The sequence below is a fragment of the Paenibacillus sp. FSL H8-0282 genome (assembly GCF_037963825.1).
GTDB lineage: Bacteria > Bacillota > Bacilli > Paenibacillales > Paenibacillaceae > Paenibacillus_AQ > Paenibacillus_AQ odorifer.
Genome location: NZ_CP150146.1, coordinates 1657059 through 1679319, shown reverse-complemented (window position 1 = coordinate 1679319; position 22261 = coordinate 1657059). Strand labels below are relative to the sequence as shown.

Annotated in this window: 20 protein-coding genes; 9 read left to right on the top strand and 11 right to left on the bottom strand. The window is 44.7% G+C overall.

Annotation, left to right across the window (positions count from 1 at the left end):
• Window positions 1-101 precede the first annotated feature (101 nt).
• Window positions 102-2366: a glycoside hydrolase family 3 C-terminal domain-containing protein gene (locus tag NST94_RS07290; RefSeq protein ID WP_339281834.1), complete on the bottom strand. Its 2265-nt coding sequence runs from the start codon at window positions 2364-2366 to the stop codon at window positions 102-104.
• Between the two features lie 110 nt (window positions 2367-2476).
• Here NST94_RS07290 and NST94_RS07285 point away from each other — a divergent pair, with 110 nt between their 5' ends.
• Window positions 2477-3754 (top strand): AraC family transcriptional regulator, encoded by a 1278-nt coding sequence (locus NST94_RS07285; protein ID WP_339281833.1) that lies wholly within the window; start codon window positions 2477-2479, stop codon window positions 3752-3754.
• Window positions 3755-3806: 52 nt separating this feature from the next.
• Here the strand turns inward: NST94_RS07285 and NST94_RS07280 are convergent, their stop codons facing one another.
• On the bottom strand, window positions 3807-4874 hold the full coding sequence (locus NST94_RS07280; protein WP_076193439.1) for a serine hydrolase domain-containing protein: 1068 nt from the start codon (window positions 4872-4874) through the stop codon (window positions 3807-3809).
• A 180-nt stretch (window positions 4875-5054) separates the two neighbouring features.
• Window positions 5055-5888, bottom strand: coding sequence for a metallophosphoesterase (locus tag NST94_RS07275; protein ID WP_076220365.1), 834 nt, complete (start codon window positions 5886-5888; stop codon window positions 5055-5057).
• A 223-nt stretch (window positions 5889-6111) separates the two neighbouring features.
• On the opposite strand from NST94_RS07275, the gene NST94_RS07270 reads away from it, so the two are divergent.
• The 4 genes from NST94_RS07270 to NST94_RS07255 all read left to right on the top strand — a co-directional run bounded on the left by NST94_RS07270 (window position 6112) and on the right by NST94_RS07255 (window position 10899).
• On the top strand, window positions 6112-7764 hold the full coding sequence (locus tag NST94_RS07270; RefSeq protein ID WP_076279579.1) for an AraC family transcriptional regulator: 1653 nt from the start codon (window positions 6112-6114) through the stop codon (window positions 7762-7764).
• A gap of 170 nt (window positions 7765-7934) precedes the next feature.
• The gene (locus NST94_RS07265; protein ID WP_339281832.1) at window positions 7935-8882 is read left to right on the top strand and encodes an iron-hydroxamate ABC transporter substrate-binding protein; all 948 of its coding nucleotides are present in this window, start codon (window positions 7935-7937) and stop codon (window positions 8880-8882) included.
• Between the two features lie 5 nt (window positions 8883-8887).
• Entirely contained in the window at window positions 8888-9895 is a 1008-nt protein-coding gene (locus tag NST94_RS07260) for an iron ABC transporter permease (protein ID WP_248547726.1), read from the top strand.
• On the top strand, window positions 9892-10899 hold the full coding sequence (locus NST94_RS07255; protein WP_339281831.1) for an iron ABC transporter permease: 1008 nt from the start codon (window positions 9892-9894) through the stop codon (window positions 10897-10899). Before NST94_RS07260 ends, NST94_RS07255 begins: the two co-directional genes overlap by 4 nt.
• Before the next feature lie 84 nt (window positions 10900-10983).
• On the opposite strand, the gene NST94_RS07250 is transcribed toward NST94_RS07255, so the two are convergent.
• The 3 genes from NST94_RS07250 to NST94_RS07240 are packed head-to-tail and all read right to left on the bottom strand — an operon-like array spanning window position 10984 to window position 12494.
• Window positions 10984-11682: an SDR family oxidoreductase gene (locus NST94_RS07250; RefSeq protein ID WP_076125244.1), complete on the bottom strand. Its 699-nt coding sequence runs from the start codon at window positions 11680-11682 to the stop codon at window positions 10984-10986.
• Window positions 11682-12152, bottom strand: coding sequence for a VOC family protein (locus NST94_RS07245; protein WP_076193450.1), 471 nt, complete (start codon window positions 12150-12152; stop codon window positions 11682-11684). Before NST94_RS07245 ends, NST94_RS07250 begins: the two co-directional genes overlap by 1 nt.
• 57 nt (window positions 12153-12209) lie before the next feature.
• Window positions 12210-12494, bottom strand: a complete 285-nt coding sequence (locus NST94_RS07240; RefSeq protein WP_339281830.1) for a hypothetical protein — start codon at window positions 12492-12494, stop codon at window positions 12210-12212.
• A gap of 125 nt (window positions 12495-12619) precedes the next feature.
• On the opposite strand from NST94_RS07240, the gene NST94_RS07235 reads away from it, so the two are divergent.
• From NST94_RS07235 to NST94_RS07225, 3 genes are read left to right on the top strand one after another with little or no spacing between them, the layout of a single operon-like run.
• Entirely contained in the window at window positions 12620-13501 is an 882-nt protein-coding gene (locus NST94_RS07235) for a sugar ABC transporter permease (RefSeq protein ID WP_076125253.1), read from the top strand.
• Window positions 13501-14340: a carbohydrate ABC transporter permease gene (locus NST94_RS07230; RefSeq protein WP_036675762.1), complete on the top strand. Its 840-nt coding sequence runs from the start codon at window positions 13501-13503 to the stop codon at window positions 14338-14340. The genes NST94_RS07235 and NST94_RS07230 overlap by 1 nt, the downstream gene beginning before the upstream one ends.
• A gap of 38 nt (window positions 14341-14378) precedes the next feature.
• On the top strand, window positions 14379-15644 hold the full coding sequence (locus tag NST94_RS07225) for an ABC transporter substrate-binding protein (protein WP_339281829.1): 1266 nt from the start codon (window positions 14379-14381) through the stop codon (window positions 15642-15644).
• Between the two features lie 98 nt (window positions 15645-15742).
• On the opposite strand, the gene NST94_RS07220 is transcribed toward NST94_RS07225, so the two are convergent.
• Window positions 15743-16324, bottom strand: coding sequence for a TetR/AcrR family transcriptional regulator C-terminal domain-containing protein (locus NST94_RS07220; protein WP_339281828.1), 582 nt, complete (start codon window positions 16322-16324; stop codon window positions 15743-15745).
• A 294-nt stretch (window positions 16325-16618) separates the two neighbouring features.
• Between NST94_RS07220 and NST94_RS07215 the strand changes: the two genes are divergently transcribed.
• Window positions 16619-18061 carry a DHA2 family efflux MFS transporter permease subunit gene (locus NST94_RS07215; RefSeq protein WP_232061507.1) on the top strand — a complete coding sequence of 481 codons (1443 nt, stop codon included), beginning with the start codon at window positions 16619-16621 and terminating at the stop codon, window positions 18059-18061.
• A 91-nt stretch (window positions 18062-18152) separates the two neighbouring features.
• Here the strand turns inward: NST94_RS07215 and NST94_RS07210 are convergent, their stop codons facing one another.
• The 4 genes from NST94_RS07210 to NST94_RS07195 all read right to left on the bottom strand — a co-directional run bounded on the left by NST94_RS07210 (window position 18153) and on the right by NST94_RS07195 (window position 22053).
• On the bottom strand, window positions 18153-19166 hold the full coding sequence (locus NST94_RS07210) for a stalk domain-containing protein (RefSeq protein WP_339281827.1): 1014 nt from the start codon (window positions 19164-19166) through the stop codon (window positions 18153-18155).
• A 260-nt stretch (window positions 19167-19426) separates the two neighbouring features.
• A complete protein-coding gene (locus NST94_RS07205; RefSeq protein WP_076193460.1) occupies window positions 19427-20299 on the bottom strand; it encodes a hypothetical protein in 873 nt (290 codons plus the stop codon).
• 81 nt (window positions 20300-20380) lie between these two features.
• Window positions 20381-21514, bottom strand: a complete 1134-nt coding sequence (locus NST94_RS07200) for a DUF4367 domain-containing protein (RefSeq protein ID WP_339281826.1) — start codon at window positions 21512-21514, stop codon at window positions 20381-20383.
• The gene (locus tag NST94_RS07195) at window positions 21496-22053 is read right to left on the bottom strand and encodes an RNA polymerase sigma factor (RefSeq protein WP_076193465.1); all 558 of its coding nucleotides are present in this window, start codon (window positions 22051-22053) and stop codon (window positions 21496-21498) included. The genes NST94_RS07200 and NST94_RS07195 overlap by 19 nt, the downstream gene beginning before the upstream one ends.
• Window positions 22054-22261 lie beyond the last annotated feature (208 nt).

Genomic DNA, 22261 nt, shown 5'->3' with positions numbered 1-22261 from the left:
ACCTATCGAGTTTATGGGTAACGGTATCCAGACAAGAAATTTACACAAATAAGACCAGTGGTGCATATTAGATAGGACTAATATGTGCCACTGGCTTACTTCTACTTAGTAGCCAATGTATTAAATTCTTGCAGATCCTTGGCTAAATCTTCTTCCGTGTATTTCCCTTGGCCGAAACCGATCATTGCCCGCAGCGGCATATATTTCATCATCGCCATGTACATTTCCGGGTTATCATCCATCGCACCTTCTAAGCCAAAAACACTGCTGAATTTCTTCACTTTTTCCGCTGTCCGTGGATTATCCAGCAAATCACCAATAGTACTATTCCGATGATAACGCATCGTAAGCGGATTGGTCGATTCTACTCCGATACAAGTTGTCAGACGAATATCCCGCGATGATGAGCCAATAGCAATTTCAAAATCTCCACTTTCCACATGCCAATCACCAATGTTAACGTTGTAATAAGCAAAGGAGCGTTTATCTAACTCAAAGGTTACCTCCTGCTCTTCTTCAGGCTGAAGCTCTAGCTTCTGGAAGCCTTTTAGTTCCTTCAGTGGACGGATCACGCTGCTCTCCACATCACTAACATAGAGCTGAACGATTTCTTTTCCTGCGCGAGTGCCCGTATTTTTAACAGTAGCCTTAACCTGAATAGTCTCGGTGTCCTTTATGCTACTCTTGGAAATTGTTAAATGACTGTATTGAAACTCTGTGTAGCTGAGACCAAAGCCGAAAGGAAACAGCGGTTTTATCTCTTTTTTATCATAATAACGATAACCTACGAACAAACCTTCCTTATACTCTACCTTGTCCCCTTCCCCCGGGAAATTAAGAAAGGATGGATTGTCGCTCAGCTTCATGGGGAATGTCTCTGCCAGTTTACCGCTTGGGCTGACCTCTCCAAACAATAAATCTGCTACGGCACCCCCAAACGCCTGCCCACCTAGATAACCCTCAAGGACTCCTTTTGTTTTATCAATCCAAGGCATCTCTACAGGTGAGCCATTACTGAGTACAACAACGATATTACTCTGCACCTCAGCTACCACATCGATCAGCGCTTTATGGCTCTCTGGAAGAGACAAGTGGCTGCGATCATAACCCTCTGACTCATAATTATCCGGCAGTCCAAGGAACAACACCGCTACATCACCTTTTGCCGCTGTTTCTCTTGCCTCTTGCAGCAAAACCTCATTAATCTCATCATGCTCCAGTTCATATCCTTGGGCATATAGCAGCTCAGCAGACCCCGCAAGACCTCTCATCTCTTCAAAAGCATCATCCAATTGAGTTGGATTCACATGCGAGCTTCCCCCACCTTGATAACGCGGATTTTTAGCAAATTCCCCAATGATCGCAATAGTACCTTGTTTAGATAAGGGTAGAACTTCCTCCTCATTTCTAAGAAGCACCATGCTTTCCCTCGCCACTTTCCGTGCCAGTTGGTGATGCTCTTCAGCATTAAATGAAGTATTATCTTTACGATTGTCTACCGCCTTAAAAATAAAAGTGAGCAGCCGCTCCACCGCAAGGTCTAACGTTTCTTCAGCTAGTTCCCCACTTTGCACCGCTGCGACAATCTTGGCATCGCCAAGTCCTCCCGTTGACGGCATTTCCAGCTCCAGCCCTGCTTGCAGCGCCTTCACTCGCTCATTGACCGCACCCCAATCCGAGACTACAAATCCTTCGAAACCCCATTCATCTCTAAGAATCCGCGTTAGAAGCGTTTCACTCTCAGAAGCGTATTCACCGTTAACCCGGTTGTAAGAACACATTACGCTCCAAGGTTGACTGTTCTTAACTGCACCTTCAAAGCTAGCCAGATAAATCTCCCGCAGCGTCCGTTCATCAATAACCGCATCTACCGACATTCTCCGGTGTTCCTGATTATTGGCGGCAAAATGCTTAAGCGAGGTTCCTACTCCTTCGCTTTGCACACCTTTGATATGGTTCCCCCCCATCTCCGCAGAAAGATACGGGTCTTCCGAGAAATATTCAAAGTTACGACCGTTCAGTGGAGAGCGTTTAATATTCGTCCCCGGTCCCAACAGAACAGCAACGTTTTCTGCCTGGCACTCCTTACCAAGCGCCTTCCCCACTCGCTCAATTAGTTCCCGATCCCACGAAGAAGCCAACCCTGCTGCTGAAGGAAAACAAGTTGCGGGAACACTGTTATGAAGCCCGAGGTGATCGGCACTCTCTTTTTGCTTGCGTAAACCATGGGGTCCGTCCGTTACCATCAAAGAAGGGATTCCGAGTCGTTCAATCCCCTTGGTATGCCAGAAATCAAGCCCTGAACAGAGTCCCGCTTTCTCCTCAAGGGTCAATTGTGATATGAGTTCATGAATTTTGGTTTTCATAAAAATGCCTCCTCTGAATGTATACTATCCCCATTTTAATATACTTCATGCTTGATTTATGGCATTATTATTGTGTTTTTGGTATTCTTGTTAGGCGAGGAGGTCATAACATGTTAGATCATTTGGAGGATAAGGAAAGAGTCCAATATATCTGTAAAGTGATGTATGAGTCACAGCAAATTCCCGTGTTCCTGCTCGACGCCAATCGGGAAATTGAATTTGCTATGCCTTCCTCCTTCGAGTGCGCCCCTTGGGTTCATAACCTTAATGAGCCACTTTCTGAAATTACTAAATCTTTTAACCGTGAAAACAACTCTAATGGCAATGGACGGACTTCTACCATACCCATCGTGCGTACCACAAATTTTCTAGAGAATTACATCATTCTCCATTTACCCTCAGACAACAGTAACGAGGGAAGCATTGTGATTGGCCCTTCATTGTATGCTCAACCTACGGAGGATAGTGTGGTAAGTCTGATGCGTGATCATGAAGTTCCGCTTAAGTTTCAGGAGCAATGGCTTAACTATTACCGCAGCCTGACCGTGTTAAATAAAATGAGACTATACCATACCGCTATGCTGCTATACTCGCTCGTTACTGGAAAAACCTTGACCCTTAGCGAACTGCTGCTGGACTCCCGCATTCTTGCCTATAAACAACTGCCCTCAGGCAGTTTGGATTTGGATATTTCTTATCGCCGTGAGAATACGTGGCTGCACCATGAGCCTATGCTAGAAAAAAATCTCTTTCACTATGTCAAAAAAGGCAATAAAACTGAGCTGCTACGCGTTCAAGCTTCGTTCTCCGAAGAGAGTTACGGGCTTCTCTCTAAAAGGAGCCAATTACGTAACAAAAAGAATCTGGCAATCTCTTGTATTACACTCGCTACACGTGCAGCTATAGATGGAGGGCTGTACTGGGAAATTTCTTATACCCTAAGCGACTTTCATATCCAGCATATCGAAGAACTAAAAGATATTCCCGCTGTAGATCATGCCGTTCTTAATGCCCTTTGCGATTTCGCAGACCATGTCAAAGAGAGCCGGATGGCGAAACTGTCGCGCACCGTGGCTCTCTGTCAGAACTATATTTTCAATCACCTATATGAGGAACTTTCCTTAGATAGACTGGCTGAGGTTGCAGGATTAAATAGAAGTTATCTCTCCCTATTATTTAAGAAGGAAACCGGCTTCACCATCAGCGATTTTATTCAATTGGAGCGGATTGAAGAGGCAAAACGACTAATAGAAGTACCAGAGATAAGCTTATCGGACATCGCCTCACGCCTACATTTTAATGATCAGAGCTACTTTACCAAAGTGTTTAAGAAATATACCGGAATCACCCCTAAACAATTTAGAACAAATAGGGAAAACACACTTTAAGAAAAGTAGACACAACAAAAATTCAAAATGGATATGAAAATAGCAGCTGACATCACAGCTCTGTGATTGCTGCAAGAACAGTATTGTTGAAATAATCAACATACATATTTTTAAATGGCTTCTGGTGATCCAGCTCTACGGATAAATGAACCGTCACTGTCTGATAAATCGGATCCACGCAGAGGAAAGGACCTGCCGCTCCCCAGTGTGAATAGGCATCTGCAGAGAGCAGATCTCCGCCGTCACGCTTCGTGCCATTAATCGCCCATCCGTACCCCCAGTACGCTTCAGGGAAAACTTCGTCTCTATATTGTGAGGATACGCCCGGAATTTGATTGCGGGTCATTTCTTTTACTGTTACCGGACTAAGCAATCGTACTCCGTTATATATTCCGCCGTTAAGGAACATCTGGCCAAAAACAGCCAAATCCATAGCCGTTGAGTAAGCGCCGCCCCCCGCAGATACAGAATTCAAATTGTATTCACTGTCTACCCATTCCGCGCATGCTGCCTCAGGGGCACGTCTAACTACTCTGTTCCGCACTTCCATTGGCACACGATAATATGTATTTTCCATTCCAAGCGGTTTAAAAATAGTTTCCTTTACGAATACATCATAAGCTTGTCCACTAACACGCCGTATAATTTCACCCAATAGCTCATAACCATATCCACAGTAAGACATCACAGTACCTGGCTCATGGCTAAGTGGTGCATCATAACCGCCATTAACCTCAATTCCAGAGGTATGTGTCAACAAATGATGTACGCATACCTTTGTTTTGTTCTCCCCTGTAAATTCGGGGATGTAATCAGAAACCGGCCTGTTTAGGCCCACTTTCCCTTGTTCCACTAACATCATAATAGCGGTTGCAGTAAATAGTTTTGTGATGGAACAGAGTGGAAATATAGCATCCGCTGTTAAATCTGCTGCGTCTGCTTCAGGTCCGAATTTCCCATTCGCTTGATGGACCAGCAGCGTCCCCTTTCTCGCAGCAACAATAACTTGCGCAGGTGTGATATTGTCTTCAACCATTTGTGCGGCGGCTGTACGAATGCGCTCCACACCAAAAGCCGAGACACCCGCCTGTTCTAAAGAATTAAATACTAACCCTCTCATCGGTAGCCCTCCAATATGATTCATTTAATACATATATAAACTATTATACAAATATATTAAATAATCCTGCTAGTTTACTATTATCCTGTGACTGAATTGTTGAGTTTCTATTAGCTATTTGCTAAAAAAACTAAAGCTGACCCCGGTTTCTCCCGAAAATCAGCTTCAGCTTAGTTTTTGCTAAGTTACCGCTACCTTAAAAGCATCCACATTAAATGTTGTCCCGTTGATGGATAATGTGGCATTGTAATAACCCCGATCACCATTTGTTTTGCATTTATATTCCCCCGAACATCCGCATACGAAAAATTTAGTTTTGTTGTAACCGGGATATATATTACTAAGCTTTCGGTAAAACAGATGTCCATGATGCGTAAAAATAGCTAACACCTTATCTCTCACTTTTGTAGGAATGGATGAAAAAAACTTATTCGTCTCCGATGCGCTTAATACATGGGTTGGGTCCACCGTAATCCCACTTACTTTGAGAGGCCAATGAAAATCTATAATATAATAAAAACTATCATCTAAATTTCTCAACAAATTTATACTACCCGGAGTAAACCGTCCAAGCGCACAATTAAGCCATACATACTTGACCTTCCCCTGCGTACCCGGAAAATTCATTTGACCTTCAACAGCACCTAAATATTGTGTGAATAAGGACTGTGTGCTTGCCTCCCAATTTCCTATAGATGCTTTATAAGGAATACTCCCAAGCGTGCTTGTTACCGTATCCTTGAAATCCTTGTAGTAAGCATTCGCATTATTTCCATGATTAGCTCCCGCTTGCGTATTATCTCCTCCAAAAATAACAAATCTCTTATTCCCGTTATTCACAGCTTTAGGCAAAAGATTACTAAAAATGCTTGAGCTGTTTCCATACCCCACATGACTATCACCAATAACCGCAAAGTTAATGATTTGCGCTTTTGCTTTAAGAATTAAACTACGTTTAGGCTGCAGTCTGGAGGCAGGTCTTCTTTTCCTACTAGGTTTCACCTGTCTTTTCATCTTAGATTCACCTCTTTTAAAATGGATGAAGGATCATAGTAGTATTTATATTCGCTTGACCTTAGGGACTCTTGGACCAATGGATTCATCTAGGAGATTAGTTTCTCTTCTACTTTGTGGTCATTTATGCGGCTTGTCCCAAACGGGAGATGTTATAATTAGTCCCATAGAAGTGAAGAATATAATACCATTCATAGAATTATAGGTAACGGAGGCTTAAGATTTGAATAACGTAGTCCCAGAATGGGCGGAGTCCCATTTCCCTTTATATACCGCTGATAGTATTCAGTCGATGTATGGAACCTCAAATCTGCCAAGACTTCAGATTCATGAGCATTCAACCGTCCTACTAGCTATTGCTGCTGGCAAGGGTATGCTTGAGGTCAATCATCAGACTTATGAGCTAATGGAAGGCATTGTCGTCCTTCTCCCCGAGAATACTTACGCCTCTCTAATTACAAATCGCCAGCAGCCGCTTCATGCTTATAAGCTTTCAATCCGGATTCAAGAACAGACACGAGCACTGCCCTCCAGTGCTATGACGCGGACAAGCCAACTGACATCCAATTCAAATATGCTGTTGTTTCCTCATGAACCAGCCATTGTATCTAATATGAAGGAATTGTATCTTCACCGGTTGCCAGATCGTGAAATACGTCATGTACAGAACCAGATCCTGTTCCATCAGATCCTTCTTCAATTGCTGGAGCAGCAGGAAACAAGATTTGAAGTGAGTGAGCAGCCATCAATGGAACGCAGTATCACATACTTAGAGAATCACTTCAGCGAAAAAATATCACGTGAGCAATTAGCTGCAATTGCGGGTGTGAGCGGTTCACATTATTCAACGCTATTTAAACAATTTACGGGCTTTACCCCTAATGAATATCTGTCCAGGTTGAGAGTTCACAGAGCGAAGGAACTACTGCTTAATAGTTCAAGCACACTAAGAGAAATTGCTTTAAAGGTGGGCTACAAGGATGAGTTCTATCTTAGTCGGCGCTTTAAGCAGCAGACCGGCGCATCTCCTTCAGGCTATAATCTTATCCCTTTCCAACGTGTAGCGGTGATGCTCACTCCCTATGCCAGTCATTTGCTGCTGCTTGGCCTGGAACCTGCAGTTACCATTTCAGAGAGCAGCGAGTATTTAAATCTTTCTGACCAGGAACCACCACAGTCTATGAAATTCATCCATACGAACAGCTCGGCTGAGCAGATAAAAGCGTTATTACTGGAAGCAAACATTGAATTGCTTATTGCAGCCACACAACATCTGGAAGAATTCGGCTTGAACGCTGAGCAGCTGCGGGCGGTCGCTCCTATTGTTGAAATCTCTTGGCAGGAACTAGGATGGAAAGACCACTTGCGCTTGATCGGCCGTGCCATTCACCGTAGCGAACGTGCTGAGCAGTGGCTGGACGATTTTGAACAAGAGGAGCTGGAAGCTCGGGCCGTGGTGCAGCAAAGCGCGGTGGCTAACGAGATTGTAACCCTTCTGGTCATTAAACCAGATGGACTACTCGTATACGGGGCAAGAAATGTTGGGTATGTGATCTATCAATCGCTAGGTCTCAAGGCTCCTGCCTTGATTGAGGATCAAATAAATAAACTCGGCGACCAGTTTCATTCCCTTGTGATTGACGTCTCTGAGCTGGAGGCTTATGCCGGTGACCGATTGTTAGTCACTGTATTTCCAGACGCAAAAGGCTCCACTGCACACAGTGAAGAAATCTTCCACTCCTCTTATTGGAACCAGCTTTCTGCTGTGCAGAACAAGAAGATCCATCTGCTTAATCTGGATGAATGGGTGCCTTATAATCCAGTTTCCATTCGTTTGCAGCTTGGACGTGCGGTTGCATTATTCGAAGGCCAATAATAGTCCAAGTCTTTTTTCCAACAAAAAGGCATGGTTAGGCACATAAGTGATCCCTATAATGATTACAAATGCGAATGATTCTCATAATCAATCTATGGCGCAGCCTGGGATTCATTAAATAATGGAATTATTCACGGAAACATAGTCATTAAAAGGGGAGAATTATTTAAATGAGAAAGATATTTATTCCGTTTGTACTTATTTTAGGGCTTGCCCTTAGTGCTTGTGGGGGAAATCAGGCGAAGAATGAGGTTAGTCTTACAAACAGCCCATCCTCGGCTCCTGCTGCGGAGTCAGAAAGTGCGACTTTTACTTATGAATCGGAAAATGGACCTGTTGAAGTTCCGACACATCCTCAGCGTGTCGTTGTCCTCACTCGATTTTTAACAGGTAATGTTATGGCTCTAGGTGTACCTGTTGTAGGCGTAGATGAAATGTCCAAAACCAATCCGCGCTTTGAAGAGCAATTGAAAGATGTAGAAGCTGTAAGTGATGAAAGTCTGGAGAAGATTATTGAGCTGCAGCCTGATCTGATTATCGGTCTCTCCGATATTAAGAACATCGATAAATTCAAGCAAATCGCACCAACGGTTACTTATACTTATAATAAAGTTGATTACTTAACCCAACAGCTGGAAGTCGGCAAATTAGTGAACAAAGAAAAAGAAGCCCAAGCTTGGGTAGATGACTTTAGTGCCCGCACCAAAAAAGCGGGTGAGGAAATCAGAGCGAAGATCGGCGAGGATGCAACTGTCTCTGTCATTGAAACCTTCAATAAGCAATTGTATGTATACGGGTATAACTTTGGCCGCGGAACTGAACTCCTCTATGGGGACTTCAAGCTCGGTATGCCGGATACAGTAAAGGAAGGCACCAAAACAGATGGTTACGTGGCCCTCTCAACAGAAGTGCTGAAGGATTATCTAGGCGATTACGTTATTTTCAGTAAAAATGCGGATGAAGATAATTCCTTCCAGGATACAGAAATCTACAAGAGCATCCCAGCTGTCAAAAATAATCATGTTTACGAAGCTGATGCCAAAGCATTCTATTTTAATGATCCGCTTAGCTTAGAATATCAACTGGAATTCTTTGAAAAAAACTTTCTAGGAAAATAATAAAGATGACTACGAAGCAAACTTCCATTCCATTCTTTTATAAGCTGCTTGGTAGCGTGCTGGTAATGGTTATTTGCCTCGTGATCGCGATGTTATTCGGGGCTAAAGAATCCACCCTCCATGATCTGTGGCTTGCCATCACTTCAAGTTCAACGGCAGACAATGTCCTCATTCTTCGTGAGATCAGGCTGCCGCGTGAACTGGCCGCCATGCTGATCGGCGCCGCCTTTGCCGTATCCGGGGCTATTATGCAAGGAGTTACGCGCAATCCGTTAGCCGATCCCGGCCTGCTGGGGTTAACTTCAGGAGCTAATATGGCACTGGCGCTTACCTTCGTATTTATGCCGGGGCTGAACTATTTTGGTACCATGATTGCTTGCTTCTTCGGCGCTGCTCTGGGAGCCGTTCTGGTTCTTATTCTCGGCTCCGTGCGCCAAGGTGGCTTGTCTCCGATCCGTATCGTACTCGCTGGTGCTGCGGTATCTGCATTCCTATATGCTATCGCAAGTGGTGTCAGCATTGCCTTCAAGATATCCAAAGATGTATCCATGTGGACTGCCGGTGGGCTTATCGGCACAACTTGGGGCCAGCTTCAGGCCATTGCACCTGTGATCCTCATCGGGATCGTGGTGGCATTAATATTTTCTAACCAGCTGACTATTCTTAGCTTGAGTGACGAGGTAGCGATCGGATTAGGACAAAACCTTGTTTTGGTTAAAGGGATTCTGTTCACGCTCATTATTCTGCTGACTGGCGCATCGGTCGCTCTAATTGGGGACATGGCTTTTGTAGGGCTAATGATTCCGCATATTGTCCGCAAAATAGTCGGCACCGACTACCGCTATATTCTGCCGATTTCAGTATTCACTGGGGCATCCTTCATGCTACTTGCAGATACCATTGGACGTACAATCCATGCCCCTTATGAAACGCCGATAGTTGCTGTCGTGGCTATGCTAGGACTGCCTTTCTTTTTGTTCGTTGTTCGTAAAGGAGGTCAAACACTCTCATGATTTCCTCTGCTCCAGTACGAAAACAACGTCTTATCCTGTGGGTATGCACCGGACTGATCCTGCTTACGGCTATTGCCAGTATGGGAATCGGCTACTCTTCCCTGTCTTTTGACAGGCTGCTTCCCGTTCTCTTCGGTCATGGAACCTTTAAAGAGGACTTTGTATTATTTTCTGTGAGACTGCCACGTATTCTAATTACGCTACTGGCAGGAATGGCCTTGGCCTTATCTGGGTCGATTCTGCAAAGTGTTACCCGAAACGATCTAGCAGACCCCGGTATTATTGGGATTAACTCCGGGGCAGGTGTGGCTGTCGCTGTATTTTTTCTCTATTTCCCGGTTAGCGTTGGATCCTTCATTTATGCGTTGCCGCTGGTTGCTTTTATAGGGGCTATAATTACGGCAGCATTAATTTATCTTTTTTCATATAGTCGGACTAGAGGGCTTGATCCTATTCGGCTAGTTTTGGTCGGGGTCGGATTTTCCCTAGCGCTGTCGGGAGTTATGATCGTAATCATTTCATCCGCAGATCGTGCCAAAGTTGATTTTATCGCAAAATGGATTGCCGGGAATATTTGGGGTACAGATTGGCCCTTCATCTGGGCTTTACTGCCTTGGTTATTACTGCTAGTTCCCTTTACCCTGTACAAATCGCTGCGACTCAATCTGCTCAGTCTGAGTGAGGTATCAGCCATTGGTGTCGGTCTGAATCTGGAGCGCGAACGTATCGTCCTGATTCTTATCGCCGTCGCAGCTGCCGCCTCCGCGGTATCCGTAACAGGTGGAATCGCTTTTATCGGATTGATGGCACCACATATTGCGAAATCGTTGGTGGGTCCGCGCAATCAGATGTTTATTCCCGTCGCAGTATTGCTGGGTGGCTGGTTGCTTCTGATCGCGGACACCGTTGGCCGCAATCTCGTCTCCCCTGATGGCATCCCCGCTGGGATCATGGTAGCATTGATCGGCGTACCTTATTTTGCTTATTTATTGATTAAGAAATAAATAAGCATATAGAAAATCAAAAAGAGGTAACTCAGAAGCCATGAATGGCTATTGAGTTACCTCTTTTAGTTAGAACACTCTTTATTAAATCTTCATATCCTTACCCGTATAGTCTACAAACATGAATTGACCTTCCGGTGTAGTCCGCTTCTCGATCAAGTCCATGATGCCCTCAGCACTTTGGGTCGGATTCGTTGGCGCCTCTGCCCCGCCCATATCCGTATGCATCCAGCCGGGATGTACGCCGAGTACTTGTACCCCGCGTTCTTTTAAATATACATGCAGCTGCTGTGAGAACATATTAAGTGCCGTTTTGGAGATGGAATAAGGATAGTCTCCGGAATAAGCATTAGTAATGCTGCCTGCTTCCGACGATATGTTGATGATCGAAAGCTCGGGTTCAATGAGTAGCGGCAAGAAATGCTTAACCACTCGCATCGGTCCATAAAGATTAATATCCATCGTGGTAAGCATATCTTGGAAATCCAGCTCTTCAATCTGTGTGTCCCTTGCAGTCAGTACTGCCGCATTATTGATAATGGCACCAAGCGTCCGACCTTGTCCTTGCAGATTTGCAGCAAGTGCCGCGATTCCTTCTTCATCCGTCACGTCCAGCTGGGCCACAGTCAGCTTCTCCCCGTAGGTCGCAGCGAGCTGAGATAGTGCTGTTTGTTCCTGATCGGGACGGCGAACCCCGGCAATGACTCCATGCCCCCGCTTCAATGCCTCAGCCGCCAGCTCATAACCTAGTCCACGTCCGGCACCAGTAATTAGAATATTCACTATACATCCTCTCCTTTATCCTTATCGTTCTCCAGCAGCTCCACAATCACCTTTAACTCCTTGAACGTGTCCATATAAGCATAACGCCCCCCGGTATACTCACCCTTTTGCTGGAGTGGGAACCCTTTGCCTTCGAGCAGCATAATCTTCTCCTTCATTCCTTCAACCACAAAAGCAATATGATGAGGTCCCTCACCATGTTCATTCAAATAATCACGCCATGTACTGGGCTGCTGGTCTGGCTCAATCAGTTCAAGCTGAAGGGAGCCCATATCAAAAAAAGCCAACTTCCCCCGCGCCACCGTCGCCTCGCCATTATACCGAGTCTGCGCCTGATCTTCTGTATCTGTAACGATAATTTCCGGCTTTTCCAGTCCAAAAAACTCCGCATAAGCCGTGCTTACCTTTTCAACATCATTCACCAAAATTCCAATCTGCGTAACAAAATGATTCCCCAGCCATCCTGACATGTACCCTACCTCCCATTTGTCTGACAAGTCCACCATACCGATTCTTTGAAAAGGCTGTCAAGCCTGAAAAGAAATCGCTCCGGGCCAGTGAAAATTATCCAGAGAAAGCTCAGCCGACTTCCGCGCTATCAAAGGCATTTTTGCCTCTCTTTCCTCCAAATCGCACACTTTCGGCGCTATCAAAGGCATTTTTGCCTCTCTTTTCTCCAACTCACACACTTTCGGCGCTATCAAAGGCATTTTTACCTCTCTTTTCTCCAAACCGCACACTTTCGGCGCTATCAAAGGCATTTTTGCCTCTCTTTTCTCCAAATCGCACACTTTCGGCGCTATCAAAGGCATTTTCGCCTCTCCCGATGCCGCAACTCGTTAAGAATACTTGGTGCGTTATATTACTGTTTGTTTCGGTTAATCACCAATTCGGTTATAGAATGAAAAGTTTAAATTAACAAAAGGGGTGAGGAACGATGGACCATAGAAAAAGATCACGCCTGATGCAGCAGTTTATTTTTGTCGGGCCAACTTCCTTGTTTTTCTTTATTATTGTGCTGATTCCTTTCTTTTTGGGACTCTATTATTCATTTACCAGCTGGAACGGAATCTCGCGGCATGTCGAGTGGACCGGACTACGGAACTATCTACATATTTTCACCAAGGATCCTTCCTTTCTTAATTCATTCTGGTTCACGGCGAAGTTCACTTTCTTCGGTCTAGTGCTGACCAATCTGCTTGGCTTCGCACTCGCTTATGTGTTGACGCGCAAACTGTTCACACGTAATGTCCTGAGAACTGTATTTTTTGTACCGCATGTGATTGGCGGACTTTTGCTCGGGTTTATTTGGCAGTTTATTTTTGTCAGAGGATTCTCCTCTATCGGGCAGGCCACCGGCTGGTCCTTCTTTAATCTTCCCTGGCTAGGCACCGGAGGGACAGCATTCTGGGCGATTGTTATCGTATTTGTCTGGCAAAATGCGGGATATCTGATGGTGATTTACATCTCTGCTATCAACAATGTTCCCCAAAGCCTAATTGAAGCGTCCAAAGTGGATGGAGCCGGACGTTTTCAGGCCTTGCGCCATGTCACTCTTCCACTGGTCATGCCTGCTGTAACTGTTTGTCTATTTCTATCTATCTCCTGGTCCTTTAAGCTGTTTGACCTCAACCTGTCGCTGACCAAGGGTGGACCCTTTAAAGCTACCGAATCTGTAGCCTTGAATATTTACAATGAAGCCTATACCATCAGCCGGTTCGGAATGGGCTCGGCTAAAGCGATGGTTTTCTTCGTCATCGTGGCCGTGATCTCCCTACTACAGGTTAGAGCAACCAAGAAAAGAGAGGTGGAGCTGTAATGGAGACTACCGCCAAGAAATTTAATGTCCCCCTGCTTCTCATCGAAGTGATTGTAATCCTGCTGGGACTTCTATTTTTAGTGCCCTTTTACTTTTTACTGGCTAACTCAGTGAAAAGCTATAGTGAAATACTTTCTGACTCTGCTGCGCTGCCTTCCGCACTCCAGTGGAGCAACTACGCGGAAGCTTGGAAAGCTACCAATTTCCCTCGCGCCTTCCTGAACTCTTTTATCATCACGGTGATTAGTAATATTCTGCTAGCGTTCCTCTGCTCTATGTGCGCTTACAAAATGGTCCGCAACAACAGCTTGTATAACCGTGTGCTCTATATTGCATTAGTAGCCGCCATGGTTATCCCATTTCAATCTATTATGATCCCGCTGGTACAGGTCGTCAGCGGTTTGGGCGTCATGGATTCAACCGCCGGTTTGATTTTAGCATATCTTGGGTTTGGGGCCCCGATGACTGTTTTTCTATTCCACGGCTTCGTCAAATCGGTACCTCTCGATATCGAGGAGGCTTCAAGAGTGGATGGCAGCAGTCCTTATGGTACCTTTTTCCGGATTGTTCTTCCGCTTATGCAGCCGATTATCGTCACCGTCATCATACTGAACACCCTGTGGATCTGGAATGATTACTTGATGCCATCGCTTATTCTGCAGGATCCGGTGCTTCGCACCATTCCTATCGCCACTTATAGCTTTTTCGGACAATATACGAAGCAGTGGGATTTGGCGCTTCCAGGACTTGTACTCGGGATTACGCCGGTGGTCATCTTTTTCCTAGTGATGCAAAAATATATTATTGAAGGCATTGCCCAGGGCTCCGTGAAGGGCTAATGATACATGTTGCTTTCAGCCAGAGAGGATGAATGAATATGAGAACAAAACGTGGAATTCTCCTCGCATGCTCCCTGCTGCTGGCTGCCCTGACAGCCGGTTGCGGACGCAGCAGCGACAATGCAGATGGAGTCAAAACCGTACACATCTACCAGTTCAAGGTTGAAATATCTGAAGCGCTGGCTTCGCTCAAGACCGAATTCGAGAAAGAACATCCCGATATTAAGCTTGAGGTGCAAAGCGTGGGTGGCGGGACCGATTATGGCGCCTCGCTGCGTGCCAAATTCTCTTCCGGAGATGAACCGGATATCTTTACCATCGGCGGCAACAATGAACGTGATATGTGGCTGGAATATCTGGAGGATCTGAGCGGCGAAACTTGGGCCAAGGATGTAAAGCCACTCGCAGCAGAACAAATGACTATAGATGGCAAGCTGTATGGGATGCCGATGAATCTAGAAGGATACGGCTTCATCTATAATAAGGATCTATTTAAAAAAGCCGGAATCACTGAGAAGCCATTGACGCTAACCGCTCTACGCGAAGCCTCCGAGAAGTTAAAAGCGGCAGGCATCACCCCTTTTGCGAATGGTTACCAAGAATGGTTCGTGCTTGGCAATCATAATGTAAACGTGCCTTTCGCCCAGCAGCCTGATCCAGAGGCATTCATCGCCGGACTTACAGACGGTTCCAAAACCTTCGCCGGAGACCCTATTTTCTCCAAGTGGATCGATCTACTTGACCTTACTGTTGAGTACGGCAATAAGAACCCGCTCTCGACCGACTATAATACACAAGTCACTATGCTAGCGAGCGGCGAAGCTGCGATGATGCAGCAGGGTAACTGGACACAAGGGCAGATCGACGGCATCGATCCCAATCTAAACCTTGGCATCCTGCCCATGCCCATTGACGACACTCCCGAAGACAACGACAAGCTTTATGTAGGCGTACCCAGCAATTGGGTTATCAATAAAAACTCTCCCGTTAAGGAGGAGGCCAAGGTCTTCCTGAATTGGCTCGTCACCTCCGAGACCGGAAAAAAATATATCACTAAGGAATTCCAATTCATCCCTGCGCTCGACAACATTAAGGGAACCGAAGAAGATCTTGGAGCACTAGGTGCTGAGGTGCTGGCGTATACTGATAAAGATCAAGCGCTGACTTGGAACTGGACCCGCCTGCCGAACGGGATGCCACAGGAATTATCCAGCAGCATTCAAGGGTATCTCGGCGGCAAGCTGACCAAAGAAGGGATGTTGAAGGAATTCCAAATCAACTGGGATAATCTCAGTGTGCAGTGATTTACCTGCTCTAGATACAACAAACAGCCGCGCAACGATGCGTGGCTGTTTGCGCTTGTTCATTTAATTCCTCTCCGTTCATTAGTCGGAACCCGTTGCTAGTTCGCACGCAGCATGCTAATTTGTCTGGCAAGATACACAGGCGTATAGGGCATGTCATCTCGGAGCCAAGAAATAACCGTGCCAATTAGAGCTGCTGAACCGTACCAAACGGCAATGTCCTTTTGTATCGGTACCTTTGAATGATCAACGGCCCCATCCTTTTTCTTCTGGTGTGCAGAAATGATTTCCGCCATCAAATTAAACAGGCGATTTGTAAAAATCGGGCTTCGTTTCGATGTGAGTATGACTTTGTAGAATTTTGCATTTTCCGCAATATGCTTAAGCAGACTCTCTAATATTCTCAGATTCTCTTCATCAACCGATTCATCATGGTTGCCATCGTTGTTCACCACTTGTAGAATGTCCTCCACCATCTCATCCGCCATCTTTTCTAACATATCCGGGAGATCCCGGTAGTGCAGATAAAAAGTAACACGATTGATTTTAGCCCGCTCTGCAATACGGTTTACTGATATTTTCTCAATATCCATTTCCTCAAGCAATTCAATTACAGCATCTCTAAGCAATTGGCGCGTCCGAAGTACCCGGGGATCTGTACGTTGCGTTGTGTTATTCATCTTCTACTCTCCAATCTTTTACTTTCCTATTGTAAGCTACATATTTTAAATAATTGTTGTTTTTTAAAAAGAAAAAACTACATTTTCACAAAGAATGTAAACTACTTTACATTCTTTCGCAAATTGTTGCTTGATTACATGAAAATTTCATTTATAATCTAATTCATGCATTGTAAACTATACAACACACTGTAAATTTAGTCCATGATCGACGAGTTGAAAGGATGGAGTGGAGTGAGTACAAAGAGAGAAGTAACAAGCAGTTCCGTGAAAAAGGGCCCCATCTTATTCATTATGATTTTGGGCGCCTTTCTTGCGACACTGAATCAAACGGTAATGAGCGTTGCCGTTCCGGAGTTAATGCATGATTTTAATATCTCGGCGGCTACAGCTCAGTGGCTGACAACGGGGTATATGCTGGTTAATGGTGTTCTAATTCCAATTACAGCTTATCTAATGCAACGGTTTACGACGCGGGAGCTTTTTCAAGCTTCTATGTTTATATTTTTGGCTGGAACGATCGTATCGGCCGTCGCGACAAACTTCCCTGTTCTGTTGACCGGGCGTATGATTCAGGCAGCTGGTGCCGGGATTATTATGCCACTGCTCACGAATGTCATCTTGACCCTGTTCCCTCCTGAAAAGAGAGGGGCTGCCATGGGGATGGTAGGGTTAGCCATCATTTTCGCACCTGCGATTGGACCTACTCTGGCTGGATATATTTTGGAACATTATTCTTGGGAGACAATGTTTTATGGCATGATTCCTTTGACCGTCATTGTAATCATATGCGGATTTATTTATTTAAAAAATGTATCGGAACGCATCTTTCCCAAGTTGGACATTGTTAGCGTAACTCTTTCTACCATCGGTTTTGGAACCTTGCTGTATGGCTTCAGCCGCGCTGCAAGTGCGGGTTGGTCGAGCGCAGAAGTGTTATTGTCTTTAGCAGCAGGTGTGCTTTCCCTTGGCTTGTTTACTTGGAGACAGTTGGCTTCCCAAAATCCACTGCTTGATCTCCGGGCCTTTAAATACAATATGTTCTCCTTAACAACTGTCATCAGTATCGCAGTTACAATCGTGATGTATGCGGATATGATGCTGCTACCTTTGTACCTGCAGAATGCCCGCGGTTTTACAGCGATGGAGTCCGGCTTGTTGCTGCTTCCCGGTGCACTCGTAATGGGATTGTTGATGCCGGTAACCGGAAAGCTGTTCGACCGGTTTGGGGCAAAATGGCTCGCTATAATCGGTCTACTGATTACAATTGCAACGACTCTAAGCTTTGTAAATTTAACAGACTCAACCAGCTACATGTATCTGGTATACATGTCAACAGGCCGCCGGATCGGGATGGCTTTGCTCCTCATGCCTATACAAACTCTGGGTCTAAATCAACTCCCCGCCAAGCTTAGTGCGCATGGTACAGCGATTTCGAATACCATTCGACAAGTAGCTGGCGCCGTTGGGACTTCCCTGCTCGTCACCGTAATGACGAGCCGTACTACAACACATATGAAGGATATGCTGGCCTCTGGCAGTACACAGAACGGAACACAGGAACATATGATTATGGAAGCATCCATTCAAGGGATCAATGATTCCTATCTAGTGATTGTGGGAATTGGTATCCTCGGTCTGCTGCTATCTTTCTTTATTAAACGTGTTGGGCAAGCGCCTGACCCTGAGCAAGAACCCAAGGTGAAGCTCAAAAAAGTCATTGCCAAAGAAGCTTGATATAAAAGTTATCAGCACTGTGTAAGCCTCATAAAAAAAGAGATCAACGATGAATAACATCGTTGATCTCTTTTTCTGCTAACTTGCATAACTATTTCAGTTTGAAATAGATGGACGTTTTGTCGGACTCAAGCTTACTATCGTTTCTACGAAGAACAAGGCTGTTCTCCTTGCCTTTGATTATTGGCAGAATAACTTTACCCGAAGCTTCAAAAGAACCCGGTTTACTTGGGGTGACTTCAGGAAAATCAGCCAACAGCTTTTCGATATTTTCTCCGAGAGATCCCTCAAAATAATCACTAGAGCCACCAATATAGTATTGTCCACTGGAAGTTTCTGCTCCCCAAATGCTAGGTGTAAAACTTGAAAGGAACTTCCACCCTTGGCCCTGACTACCTTTTACAAGACTGGCGTTTCTCACCTTAAGCGTTACATCAAGCAGGACATAATCTACAGCTACATCGGGATCAGTGACATGTTCTTCAAACCCAAGAGCTTTTAATTGTCCGAGAGTAGTCGACGTAACCTTATTGATAGTGAAAGTATATTGAGCAGATGTTGAATCACCCTTAGGGCTGTAATAGTTATCAAGGTCCGTATAAGTAAAAGAAGTACCCAACTTCACTGCATCTGCAAACGAAGCGCCGCTGTTACTGGAAGTTGTAGCGGAAGATGATGCAGCAGGCTTTGGTGTTGCTTGCGGAGTGGACTCAGTTGCAGGCGGAGTAGATACGGTTGCCGGCTTCGCAGTAGCTTGTGCAACAGTATTGTCCTTATCCGGGACAACGGATGTAGATGTTCCGCCGTTCGCCGATGTGATCACAACAGCTTGACGACTGTTATCCCATTTCACGGTTGCCCCCAGTGCTTCAGATACAGCCTTGGCGGATACATAGCTATGTCCCTCATAGATAATTGGGTACATTGTTCCTTCACTACTTGACAGGTTCACTTTCTGATTATCCACTTCAATGCTGATGGCCGCATTCTGATATGCAGAAATCTTCTTCAATGTCGTGTCTGCATAAGCGACTGCACCCACAGCCAACAGCATTGAGCTAACTGTAATAATTGACATGACTTTTTTGCTTGTTACCTTTAGCATCTTACACTCTTCTTTCATGTTTATGTATATGAATCTCGAAAATTATATCACTTTATATCGAATTTTGTAAATATTGGAATGATAGGATATTCGTTCTTTATTTGTGAATACTTAAAAAAGACACATTTCCATTGCCCAACGCCACATTTCACTTCTAATCTCCTAAATAGCATGAATACTATAAATCTTTATACTCAAATCAAAAAGCAGCCCTGGGGGCTGCCTTGATCAAATGTATTAGTAAGTCTCTTAGAATCATTCTACGCCGAAGCTTCAATGATCTGTCCTGCCAAAGCAATCAAATCCTCCTTGGTCAGATGTCCACCGGTTTCCCGAATAATATAATTGACACGGGTCTTTGGATTCATCCATGCAACTGACTTGTACTCCATCTTATCAATAGGTGTGTATACCACCTCTTGGCCACTCACTTTTAGCTTCTGCGACTGTGCATTTGCTGGTTCGGATTCAACAGTCGTATCCTTTGGTCCTGCAGGTTCGGCAGCGATGGCAAGAACTCCTCTTTTACCATTTTTCTCTGTGGTCATATTATAGATGATGTTGATAGCCGTACGCTTCTCCTGCAATTTCTTTACATAGATTTTCTTATCGGACGCCTTACCCTCGGCGATCACTTGATAGTATATCTTATCCTGTTCTTTTTTCGTCATATATGGAGAAACAATTGCCCTGAAAAAATTGTAGCCTTCCGGAGGCTCTTGCAATTGCAGTGGTATGGAGGTATTGCCGGCAGCATACCTTTCCACATATTCATTATACGTATTAAACGAAAGGGAATAATATGCACCCGCAGTGGGTGATCCCTTAGCATAGGCTTGATATTCCTTGTCATTAATATACACATATCTGATTTCTCCAGGTTTAAGCTCTTCACTTAATGCTTTCTGCTGCAGATCTTTGAGATTTTTGAATTTTTTTTGTTCCTGATCTGTTTTCGCTTTGGCAGCTTCATCGATGCCCTGAGCTATATATTTGACTTCCGCCTTAATGGCGGTTTCTTCCACAGACTGAGCAACAGACTTCTCGGCGTAAGCTTCTCCTTTGAAGCCATAACCTAAACCCAACATTAGGGTCATACTGGTCATGGCAATGAGTGTTTTTCTATTATTCATTAAAATACCTCACCTTCCTGTATATGTAGTACTCTTACATAACACTTACGTTACCGGATTTGTGACATCAAATTTCTATACTTATTTCATCATGTCGGCAGCAATTCGGATAACCTCCTCTTTGGTTAAAGAAGAAGACTCCGGTGCAGCAGTCATATCGTATACTACATTTTGTTCTGGATCCGTCCAGACAAGTCTGTATCTATACCCCAACTTTATTTCAATGTTTGTAGTTTCCGTATAGATCAGTTGGGTTCCGTTAACAAGAATATTCTCTACGTTTGTAGTGTTAGTCCTTAATAAGCTTTCCACCGTTCCGGTCTTTGCCTTGATGTGTTTGGCATAAATTCTTACCATACTCTCTCCTTTTTTGTATCTCATCGACGAATATTCATAATTAATTCTGGCCGTAGGTTCTTTTTTCCACATAACCCGGTAACCGCCTTCCAGCTTTATACCATCAGTCAGGGCAAGCAGTTCATTCTCGTTGACCTCAAAATCAGGTTGTATCCATGCTTGATCAAAAACATACCCTTCTGGCAGATACTCCGGGCGTGGCAAATATGGCGCCTTATACTCCTCTGCTTTGGCTAAATAACTAGAATAATCATTAAATAGCATCGCAGGAATAACTCTGCCAAGCTGAGGACGTTCATCTCCAGCACCTTCCTTTTTTAACACGTAAGAAGCGCCCTCTCCCGGTAGTAATAATTTCTCTACAACTCTATATGCCTCTAAATTTTTTTCACTCAGCAGCTCTTCTTCTTTGGTCGCCACTCTCTGAGGAATTTTTACCTTTGAGGGAACTAACGGATTCTTAGATACTTCAATCGTCCCCCCTTCCTTCGTTGCAAGAAGCGGCTCGTATGGCAGCACTTCATATTGAAATTTGGCAGCTTGCCAGGGACTCTCCTTAAACAAGGAATAGCTGCCTCCTACCAAGACAACCAGGATCAGCACCGCTGCCCATCTCCTTACAGGCCTGCTCCACATGCGCTTACGGCATCGTTTGGCATAGGTTGCTGGCTCCACTCTATGCATAATATCTGGGATGTCCCCCTCCTGCTGGTGAGGTACAGGCTTAACAGCAAGGCGACCATTACCTAGCCCGATGGCTTGCATTACAGAATCATGAACATCAACCAGCGGAAGTTTGGCAGAATTATCCCCCTCCTTCAGAAACAACTCTTCGGAAGTCAATTCGTCCTTGCGCATAGTTGTTTCTCCTTTCTTTCAATGACTTCTCTGAGCTTGCACCTTGTCCGCTCGTACCGTTTCCTAACAGTGACCGTACTTTTACCCAGAATTTCACCAATTTCTGCAAATGATTTATCTTCAAAAATGCGTAAAATCAACAGATTACGTTCCTCCACGCTAAGCTTTGCCAGGGCAGAGGCCACGGATTCACTGAACAACTGATTTTCCACCATTTGTTCAGCGCTTTTAGTGGTTACATCCTGTCTGAGTAATTTTCGCAGCTGATTTTGAAATTTCTTCCGGCGCAATTGATTCAGGCAATGATTATAGGAAACCCTGTAGAGCCACGAGTTAAAACTTACCTGAGACTCAAAATGGCCGATGTTCTGGTAAGCCTTAATAAATATGTCCTGAACCGCATCCTCAGCTTCTTCCTTATTGTTCAACAAGCGAAAGCAGTAGAGGTAGATCCGTTGTTGGTAGAGTCTGATAATATCTGAAAAAAGGTAGACTTCTCCCGCTTGTACCCGCTTTATCTTCTCTTCAATAGAGTCCACGACTGTCTCCTTTCTACTATCAGTACAGTTATAACACTTGAGCGGTCTGTTTCGTGACATTTTTTTCCGTTTCAGTTTCAACTTAACGGAACATACACACAAAAAAATCGCTGCTCCTCTCCGCAGGGAGGTGAGCAGCGATGCTTAAAACAGAAGAACGCAAGGGATGGTTGCACACGTATTTCCACTCTTCAGACTAAATATGGCC

Excerpts from the sequence above, each read along its gene's own strand:
- NST94_RS07290 (WP_339281834.1), bottom strand. The coding sequence starts at position 2,366 with ATGAAAACCAAAATTCATGAACTCATATCACAATTGACCCTTGAGGAG.
- NST94_RS07285 (WP_339281833.1), top strand. The coding sequence starts at position 2,477 with ATGTTAGATCATTTGGAGGATAAGGAAAGAGTCCAATATATCTGTAAA.
- NST94_RS07280 (WP_076193439.1), bottom strand. The coding sequence starts at position 4,874 with ATGAGAGGGTTAGTATTTAATTCTTTAGAACAGGCGGGTGTCTCGGCT.
- NST94_RS07275 (WP_076220365.1), bottom strand. The coding sequence starts at position 5,888 with ATGAAAAGACAGGTGAAACCTAGTAGGAAAAGAAGACCTGCCTCCAGA.
- NST94_RS07265 (WP_339281832.1), top strand. The coding sequence starts at position 7,935 with ATGAGAAAGATATTTATTCCGTTTGTACTTATTTTAGGGCTTGCCCTT.
- NST94_RS07260 (WP_248547726.1), top strand. The coding sequence starts at position 8,888 with ATGACTACGAAGCAAACTTCCATTCCATTCTTTTATAAGCTGCTTGGT.
- NST94_RS07255 (WP_339281831.1), top strand. The coding sequence starts at position 9,892 with ATGATTTCCTCTGCTCCAGTACGAAAACAACGTCTTATCCTGTGGGTA.
- NST94_RS07245 (WP_076193450.1), bottom strand. The coding sequence starts at position 12,152 with ATGTCAGGATGGCTGGGGAATCATTTTGTTACGCAGATTGGAATTTTG.
- NST94_RS07240 (WP_339281830.1), bottom strand. The coding sequence starts at position 12,494 with ATGCCTTTGATAGCGCCGAAAGTGTGCGATTTGGAGAAAAGAGAGGCA.
- NST94_RS07235 (WP_076125253.1), top strand. The coding sequence starts at position 12,620 with ATGGACCATAGAAAAAGATCACGCCTGATGCAGCAGTTTATTTTTGTC.
- NST94_RS07230 (WP_036675762.1), top strand. The coding sequence starts at position 13,501 with ATGGAGACTACCGCCAAGAAATTTAATGTCCCCCTGCTTCTCATCGAA.
- NST94_RS07225 (WP_339281829.1), top strand. The coding sequence starts at position 14,379 with ATGAGAACAAAACGTGGAATTCTCCTCGCATGCTCCCTGCTGCTGGCT.
- NST94_RS07220 (WP_339281828.1), bottom strand. The coding sequence starts at position 16,324 with ATGAATAACACAACGCAACGTACAGATCCCCGGGTACTTCGGACGCGC.
- NST94_RS07215 (WP_232061507.1), top strand. The coding sequence starts at position 16,619 with ATGATTTTGGGCGCCTTTCTTGCGACACTGAATCAAACGGTAATGAGC.
- NST94_RS07210 (WP_339281827.1), bottom strand. The coding sequence starts at position 19,166 with ATGCTAAAGGTAACAAGCAAAAAAGTCATGTCAATTATTACAGTTAGC.
- NST94_RS07205 (WP_076193460.1), bottom strand. The coding sequence starts at position 20,299 with ATGAATAATAGAAAAACACTCATTGCCATGACCAGTATGACCCTAATG.
- NST94_RS07200 (WP_339281826.1), bottom strand. The coding sequence starts at position 21,514 with ATGCGCAAGGACGAATTGACTTCCGAAGAGTTGTTTCTGAAGGAGGGG.